Source organism: Candidatus Poribacteria bacterium, from assembly GCA_021295715.1.
Lineage (GTDB): Bacteria > Poribacteria > WGA-4E > WGA-4E > WGA-3G > WGA-3G.
On record JAGWBV010000148.1, the window covers coordinates 486 to 9,234 of the forward strand.

An 8,749-nucleotide genomic window follows, 5' to 3' on the forward strand; every position below is an offset into this window, starting at 1 on the left:
CTGAGCCATCATAGACCATAGCAAGGTGATGCCATCTGTCCACCTCCATGGGTGTCGCGCCTTGTGCGACAGCGGCATCCCCCGGCGCGGTGTAGACGAATCCGCGGATTTTTCCGCCGGGTGTATCAAAGCCCCAACCGCTTTCGGGGACAGAGCCTTTCCGCGCAATCGGTGGATGCCCACCCGGGAATGAAGCAGGTTTGAACCACGCCTCAATTGTCAGTTCATCGCCGCCGGGGAAGAGACTTTCGTGATGCGGTACTTCAATAAGACTGCTCGCACCATCAAAGGTCAACGCGCCACCGAGCTTCCCATCCTTCGTCCATTCAGCATCAGTGATTTCCCCGTGATTCTCAAATTCGGAGAGGTCTGTAGTTTCATCGGCGGTCTCTTCATCGAAAAGGTATAGCAACACGGTGTTTTCTTCAAGCGCAGCGAAACAACTCACTCCAAGACATAGTACAAGTGCAATGGCTGTTAGGATTTGATTCATCGGAAGTTCCTCCTATGTTTAACTGGATTAGTTATGAACAATAGTAGTGCGACCTTCAATCGTTCTCCTGCAAACCGAACTATAACTATCGCCGTTTAATCCTCCACCCTCTCAATAATCTCCCCGGTTTCCCGATCCCTAAAGATGCGTTTCATTCTGCCATCCGGCATCCGTTCACTCTTGAGAGGTGCATATCGCTCATCGGCATCCGACTGGAAGGTTTGCGCATCGGTGGTTTCGGTTGTGCCTCGCCAATCCTGAATTTCAACAGCTTCCCACTGCTTAGATTTCGCGGATTTATAGCAGGCATCAATGATAGCGTTCACGACGTAACCGTCATAGAAAGTTTCTAGGGGTTCTCGCCCTTCATCAATCGCGTTGAACATATCAAGGAACATGTCCCGATAACCGAGTTCCGCGACCTCATCGCCAACGGGGAAGAGCCAACCGGTGTCGCTCTCCGCTTTTTCAGCGACGTATCCGCCCTGCCCGACAGCCGTGAACATCTCATAACCTGTTCGGAGCCAGTGGTTAAGCCAGATAGTCCCTTCACTCCCGGAGACCTCATCGCGTAAATCCATACCACCGCGGAATGCCCAACCGACCTCAAACTGCCCCATTGCCCCGCTCTCAAATCGGATGAGTGCAATGCCGTGGTCCTCCGCATCAATCGGATGCACAAGTGTATCCGCCCAGCACATCACCTCAAGCGGTTTGTTGTTTTTCCCAACAAAATTTCGGATAATCTCAATGCAATGGCATCCCATATCAACAATGGCACCACCGCCTGCTTGCTCCAGATCCCAGAACCAATCACTGTGAGGACCGGGATGTGTCTCACGGGAACGCACCCACAGAATCTTACCGAGCGCACCGTTTTGAACAGATTCTAACGCTTTCAGAGTCTTTGGGGGATAAACGAGGTCCTCAAGATAACCCCCGAATACACCTGCGTTTTCAACGATGTCCAACATCGCCTTCGCTTCTTCAGCAGTGCGTCCAAGCGGTTTCGTGCAGAGGATACCTTTGCCGGCTTCTGCGGCGAGTTCAACCGCCTTCAGGTGCAAGTTGTTGGGTAACCCGATGACAACAGTATCCGTTTCAGGATGGTTGATGGCTTCTGCTAAATCGGTTGTTGCGTGAGGGATGTTCCACTCTTCAGCGAACGCTGTTGCGCGTTCTTCACGCCGTGAATAGACGCTGTGGACGCGGTCTGTGCCGCGTTGGTTATGGAGCGTCATCGTGTAGAACATTCCGATGAGCCCTGTGCCGAGCATCGTGACTTTATGGCTTCTCAGTTCTGACATATTATCGACAGGTGGGACTTGGTCGGAAGGCTTATAGTTGGAAGGATGGGAGACTGGAAGGAGGGATGCCCCAATCTTCCAATCTTCCCCGCCTTCCATCCCGGAGGCTTCCAGTCCAGTTTTTTGCTGATGGCTGACGGCTGACCGCCACTAACTATTCTGCTTTGTATCCTGCGATGACACCCCAATCGTTAACTGTCCAACAATTGTTCGGGTCGGTGGCATGAACCCCTTTGAGATTCGCGCTTCCGGGTATATTCGATACCGTCCATGTGTTACCGCCATCGGTAGTGTGCAAAACGGAATTGAAACCACCGACTGCCCAACCAACCATCGCATCAACAAAGATAATATCGTGAAGATCGTCGTAGGATTCGGTTTTTTGCTGATTCCACGTTGCACCGCCATCCGTGGTATGCAGAATTAAGCCCTCCTGCCCGGAAATCCAACCGGTATTTTCATCGAGGAAATGGATACCGAAGAGATTATTATCAAAGCCAGGATCACGTTTTTCCCACGTTTCACCGCCATCGGTAGTCTGCAAGAGCGTCCCGAATGAACCGATAATCCAACCCGTTGTGGGGGAAACAAACCAGATTCCTTCAAGGTTGTTTCGTGTCTCACCAACGCGTGCGCGCTCCGAGCTGCCTACCCAAGTTTCACCACCATCGGTTGTTTTGAGAATCGTATTCTCCGATCCGGCAATGAAACCAGTGGTTTCGCTAATCATTTGGATACCCATCAAATTGGCGCGAAGGCGTCCTGGTCTTCCATCACGTCCAGGGGTATCGCTCATTGCCGTTTTCCGTGCCCAGGTTTTGCCACCATCTTCGGTTTTCAGGATAGTGGCTCTGCCTCCGATAATATACCCAACGTTTTCATCTACGAAGTAGATATTGTAGAGAGGCGCGGGACCACCTCGACCAAAGCCTGGTGGGGGACCACCGCCCGCACCGGGAGGTCCGCCGGGTCTTTGTCCGGCTCCCGGGGGACGCATGTCTATTTCAATTTTCCCCCATGTTGTACCGCCATCAGTTGTCACCAACATTAAACCGCTGTCTCCAACGACCAAACCGTTCTGGTTATCCATGAAATAGACATCCTGTAACATGCCGTCAATGCCATCGCCGCGGATGATATCGTCTTCGCGTAGGACCGTCCACTCCGCCTCGGAAACTGTCGCGAAACAAAAAAGGATCGCAACTCCCAATAAAGCGATAATCGTTCTCATCATGATCATCTCCTTTTTAGTGGCTATCGGCTTTCGGTAAAGAGGTTTTCTTACCGATTGCTGACTGCTGACAGCCGACTGCTATTAACCCGACTGAAATGCGTCATAAATCTGTCGTGCTCTGCTTTCAACATTCCTTAAGTAAGTGTGACCTATTTGTTTGGTGTAAAGTTCGGTTAAGTCGCCACTTGCCTCACCGAAGGCTTTGGCGAACTTTCGACACTCCTCCTTATCACTACCGGAGGCGTAGGCTTTCGTTTTCGCATCTGTGCCGGACTTTCGGACTTCCAGACACTTATCACGAAACTTGAGATAGCTCCCATCGCCGACAAACCGGACATCTTCAAGCGTTGTGAAATCAAGGCTCGGAAGCGCATCTGAGAGGATAGCACGTGCTTGTTCCACATCTATTTTTCCGTCGCGGAGAGCAATAGCGATCCCGAGAAAAAATAGGTCGTTTTTATCGCGCTTTGCCTCGCCTTCACGCTTCGCTGCACGGAGTTTTTCAGGATTCGGTTCAGACTCGTTATAGTAGGTGATGTCCTCTCTCACGTCGCAGGTCGCGCTAATTTGGCTCTCCGCAAAAACAGCGGCGAGATAGTCAGAGAGGGTGATATTTGCCTGTTTACAATGTGCTGCGAGTGCGGTAACGAGAACCATGGATTCGCCTGCCGACTTTTCACGCATCGCAATCGCAGTGCGACCCCCTTGGCTCAGAATGAGTTCCTCAGGACCGGTAATCATCCCGCCGCTCTCTTCACCCGCGAAAATCAGTCGCGGTTGGACACCGAGTCCGATTGTCTCGCCGTAGACATCTTGAACAACAACCGGTGCGTCTGGCGTGTCAGCTAACTGCCGTTCAATCTTTTTCATGATTGCCGCAATCTCTTTAAAACCGACAGGCACGTTAATGACTTTAACATCGTTCGCCTCACCCCACTGATCCCAAGCGAGCGCAGAGGGGGTCGTCTTAATCATGAACCGCGGATGATCCTCCCAAAGACCGGAAGTTTTAAGTTGCTTGGCGTAGAAGTCCATCAACATGAGGAACGCTTGATTCGGCGTGTAAATCGTCAAGAGTCGGTCATCACCGAGATCGAGAAAATCAACGCCGAGGGTTTCCAATGTTTCTGCTCGTGCGGCTTCCTCTATCTCACAGACGATGAGTCGGTCGCCATCCGGGTCGGTCGCTTCGATAATGGTGCCGATAGGCTGCGATTTGAGTTTCGTTGCATAATCTGTGGATTTGACGACATCAAGGATACTAAAGTCGCAACCGAGATCGTAAAATTCAGTTTCACCCGTTTTCGGATTCCGATCGAGTTTTCCGATGTTGTGATAGAGCGGATCCGCCTCAACGTGCAGCCAGCGAACAGAGTTAGCGATTCCCAATCGTTCAAAAATGGCACGCATCGGACGATACATACATCCACCGACACAATCGACAACGATAGAGGGCTTCGTCGCTCGAATGAGCCTGAGATTCGCATCTGTGGCAACACCACTTTTGAGATAACCGACATAGAGTTGCACACCGTCATGGAGCTCGTCCAATCGTTCAAAATCGATATGCTCATCGGTAACGGCACTGAACTGAATAGGATAGCCTTCCGTTTCAGCGGTTTTGAGGATGTCTTCAATTTTGTTGACGAATCGCATGGATTCCTCAGGCAAATATTGGCTTCCCTGATTGTTGAGGTCTTTCGTAGCGTTCTTTGTGCTGACGGAATGGCTTGATGTGACATGTTCGCCACCGTCCAAATCAAGCATGAAAATCAAGAAGGATGCCATCCAGATGGGGAGTGTACCAAATGATTTCGGCACATACGTCCGAATCCCTTGTGCAGCTTGGATACGGGCAATGTATTCGACATATTTCTGCGAGTTGTAGCGCACCTCACAGCCTGCGAGCTTCTCAACCAATCTTCCATCTGCGGTTTCATTCGCGACGAGACTTTTACCAAGCGTTGCTAAAATAATCCCAATCTGGTTAATCGGGAAGCGGGTGTCCCATGGGTATAAAATATTTTGTGGACCGCGGACACCGGCGGTCGAGACCTGTGCCTCCTTCGCGTAGTTACGAAACCACTCCCAGAGGTTCAAACGCTCAATCAGTTCCTTATCAAGTTGGAACGTGAAGGCATTTGGTTCATCTTGCGGAAAAAGAGGGGATTTGATGGCATCCGGCGTGTTTTGTTCAACCACGGCGAAAAGCTGCTGTTCGGTGAGGTCCCTCTTATGGCGATAACTCTCGTCAACTGTGATAATCATTTTTTTAATTTACCTTGCGGAGAAGTAGCGGGGGTTAAGACTATTAGATCCGTTCCTGAAATCCGCCTGCGCCTGCTTCGCAGTGAGAATGCAGGCTATTGTTTTTGAATTTTCAAAGTATGAACATGTTATCACATTTCCGTATTTTTTTCAAATCTGAATTTTGGATGCCCGCAGATTCCGACCAGTAGAGAATGGGGTTTTATATGTGGTAGAACGGGGCTGGATTCGCATCAAGTCTGACCGCAAAAACATTGACATCCTCGTGGAATTGGTATATTCTTAACGTGAGTTCGATAAATGTTTTGAGAGGTTGTGGATTATCAACGCATCTTTGACTTCAGGAAGTTCGTGTAAGTTCAGCGATGGTTTTTCTCAAAATATGTGTAAGCAATCAAAGCAGACACTATTTGGAAAATGGTCGGCTTTATCATATTTCTTTCGCCTTTTTTAAGATTATGCACCTTTTCGACCCTAAAATTGCGTCTTTAACGGTCAAAGGGTTCTTTTCTTACGTCGAATTTACCTTATACTTAAAGTTGTAATAACGGATTTTATGTTCTTTTTCTGCTTCGGAGGATAATTTGATGAGAAATCCGTATGTATCGTTCCTTTTCGCATTAAGCTGCGCGGTGTTATACGCGAGCACTTGTCCTGTGTTCGCAAAAGCCCCCACAACAGCGAAAATAGCGTTCTCATCGTGGCGTCATAGGAATCTGGACATTTATCTCATGAATCCCGATGGCAGCGAGGAAGTCCGCCTTACCCACCATCTCGCAAGGGATGGGGGTCCGAAGTGGTCTCCGAGCGGCGACAGGATTATATTTAGCTCTGACCGAGACGGGGCTCCAGGAGACTGGGATCTGTATCTAATGGATGCCGATGGATCAAATGTGCAGCGAGTGTTCAAAAAGGAATCGGCGAGGACCAGTCCAACATGGTCGCCGGATGGCAAACAGATTGCTTATAGCCGCTGGGAGCAGGGAAAGTCCTTTATCTATATCGCATCAATAGACGGTAAAAAAGAAGAACGTATAGCACTTGGCAGTCAACCCGCGTGGTCGCCTGACGGGACAGAGATAGCCTTTATTGAAGTGTTAGACGTGCGGACGCGTAAACACAAGTTCTTTTTTCCGCCCAAGGAACCCGCGTGGGTTCGGCATCATGCTTGGTCTCCAGAGGGAGATAGACTGGCGTTTGCGTGGTATAATCGCATTGAACTTCGGCAAGAGGACTTTAAACTGGAGACTATCTATATTGTCAATCGCGATGGCACAGGGCTTCAACAAATTATTGAGGAAGGGAAGCGAGCCGTAGAGCCAGTATGGTCTCCACGAGGAGATGCGCTGCTTTATAGTCAACTGGATAAGAATGATATGCAGCAAATCTTCAAAGTTACGTTAGCAATCCCAGCTTCCCGAATTTTGCAAGGGACTGGTTCGATCCAGCCTTCGCATTGCCGGTGGCACCGCAACCCCAATTGGCAACAGAGATATGGGGACGATTAAAGCAATAGTCGTCTACACTCTTAAGTTTGCCTCGTGGAGGGGATACTGATGAAATATAAACGTTTTTTTCTATCTGCTGCCGTGATGGTTAGTTTACTAAGCGTAGGCGTTTCTGGGATATGTTCAAAAGTGCCTACCACAGCTAAAGTTGTATTTACTTCAGTGCGTGACGGCAATCGCGAAATTTATATGATGAATCCTGATGGGAGCGATCAGGTGAGGCTGACCAACCATCGTGCAGATGATACGTTCCCCGTCTGGTCTCCAACCGGGGAACGCGTTCTTTTCGCCTCTGACCGTGATCGGTTTACGCTCAGTCGAGACCTGTATCTCATGGATCCTGATGGCAAAAATGTGAGGCGGGTGTTCGGCAAGTCGGAAGACAGATCTGCAGCGACTTGGTCGCCAGATGGGAAACAAATTGCTTACAGAAGGCGAGAACTGAATGGAGCGTATATCTACATCGGTACAATAGATGGGAAAAAAGAAGAACGCATGGCAATCGGAGGGGGTAGCCCGGCTTGGTCACCTGATGGTACTGAGATAGCCTTCCTCTCTGGATTTGAGAATAAGCAGGTGCGAATCAATATACTTAACGTGCGCACCAAAAAACAGAAGGTGCTTTTTCCACGCGAGGCAAAACCTTCTTGGATAAATGGCGATTTAGTGTGGTCTTTAACAACGGATCGGTTGGCTTTTTCTTGGAATCCGGGAGCGGAAAAGAAAAATGTTGACATGGAAACGCTTTATACGCTAAATAGCGACGGTACAGGGCTTAAACGAATTACAAGCGATGCTGCCCCGAGGGAAACTTCGCCGGTCTGGTCTCCGCAAGGAGATGCCCTTCTGTATGACAAAGTCGATAAGCATAACCGCTTACAAATCTTCAAAATAGCGTTGGGCAGCGATGTTTCGGAACAACTCACAGATACTTTTATACCAAAAGTATTTGGAAAGTTCTTTCAAGCAAATAGTCCAGGGGATTGGTTCGATCCGGCGTTCGCATTGCCGGTTACCCCCAAACCACATTTATTAACGACAGTGTGGGGACAAGTCAAACAGGAATAGCACTTTGTAACTCTTATCGCTCCCGTTCCGAGACAAGCAGATCGAACGAATTGCTCTGCCATCCGCCTTCCATAACGATATTGTCCCTCGTTTCGCGCAAGCGATCAACCATACGTGCTTTCATACGGCGGAGTACGTGCTTGTAACCGAGATGGTTCGCCAAGTTATGGAGTTCGTGCGGGTCGCTCTTCATGTCATAGAGTTCGTCCTCGCTGTATGGGTTGTAGACGTATTTCCACGAATCCGTCCGTACCATCCTGACAGAGGCGAGCGTCGGCTCGTACCCATGAAATTCAGCGAACACATCATCGGGCCAATCCGCTACAGTTTCCCCTCTTAACAAAGGCATAATAGATCTTCCATCGATCTCATCAGGGACTGCTGCGCCACCGAGTTCCAAAAACGTCGGCATTAAGTCGACGAGGTTCACAAATTCATCACACGTCGTTCCAGGTGCTGTCGTACCTGGACACCGGATGACGAGTGGAATGTGGTGCGTCTCCTCGTACATGTGAAAACCTTTGTTGAAAAGCCGATGGCTACCGAGCATATCGCCGTGGTCGGTTGAGAAGATGACAACGGTATTTTCTGCTAAACCGTTCGCCTCAAGACAGTCAAGAACTCGCCGCACTTGGTCGTCAATGAAGGTGCAGAACCCCCAATAGGCAGCGATGGCTTTCTGCCAATCTGGCCACGTCAGATGGCTGGCATTCCACCGGAGCATCTCCTTCTGTTGGATGAGGGGTTTGTTGATGAACTGTTCATCGAAGTTGCCCCACCGTTCAGCGGTATCCGGATCGTACATCGTGTCGTAAGGAGCTGGCACAGCATACGGGAAGTGCGGTCCAAAGAAATTCGCGGCAATCATAAA

7 protein-coding genes are annotated in these 8,749 nt (G+C 49.6%); 2 read left to right on the forward strand and 5 right to left on the reverse strand.

Translation table 11 applies throughout. The features are described 5' to 3' along the window. From J4G07_21965 to J4G07_21980, 4 genes are all read right to left on the reverse strand, one after another. A partial coding sequence (locus J4G07_21965) for a LamG domain-containing protein (GenBank protein ID MCE2416651.1) occupies positions 1–493 on the reverse strand: 493 nt, incomplete at its 3' end. Between the two features lie 95 nt (positions 494–588). Then, a complete protein-coding gene (locus J4G07_21970) occupies positions 589–1,800 on the reverse strand; it encodes a Gfo/Idh/MocA family oxidoreductase (protein ID MCE2416652.1) in 1,212 nt (403 codons plus the stop codon). Between the two features lie 154 nt (positions 1,801–1,954). Continuing rightward, the gene (locus tag J4G07_21975; GenBank protein MCE2416653.1) at positions 1,955–3,034 is read right to left on the reverse strand and encodes a hypothetical protein; all 1,080 of its coding nucleotides are present in this window, start codon (positions 3,032–3,034) and stop codon (positions 1,955–1,957) included. A gap of 81 nt (positions 3,035–3,115) precedes the next feature. Continuing rightward, the gene (locus J4G07_21980) at positions 3,116–5,302 is read right to left on the reverse strand and encodes a hypothetical protein (protein ID MCE2416654.1); all 2,187 of its coding nucleotides are present in this window, start codon (positions 5,300–5,302) and stop codon (positions 3,116–3,118) included. A gap of 587 nt (positions 5,303–5,889) precedes the next feature. Here J4G07_21980 and J4G07_21985 point away from each other — a divergent pair. Together J4G07_21985 and J4G07_21990 are read left to right on the forward strand one after the other, a co-directional pair. Beyond that, complete coding sequence (locus J4G07_21985; GenBank protein ID MCE2416655.1) at positions 5,890–6,810, forward strand: PD40 domain-containing protein; 921 nt, start codon at positions 5,890–5,892, stop codon at positions 6,808–6,810. 48 nt (positions 6,811–6,858) lie between these two features. Continuing rightward, on the forward strand, positions 6,859–7,878 hold the full coding sequence (locus tag J4G07_21990) for a PD40 domain-containing protein (protein ID MCE2416656.1): 1,020 nt from the start codon (positions 6,859–6,861) through the stop codon (positions 7,876–7,878). Positions 7,879–7,891: 13 nt separating this feature from the next. Here the strand turns inward: J4G07_21990 and J4G07_21995 are convergent. Beyond that, on the reverse strand, positions 7,892–8,749 hold an 858-nt coding region (locus J4G07_21995), incomplete at its 5' end, for a sulfatase-like hydrolase/transferase (GenBank protein ID MCE2416657.1).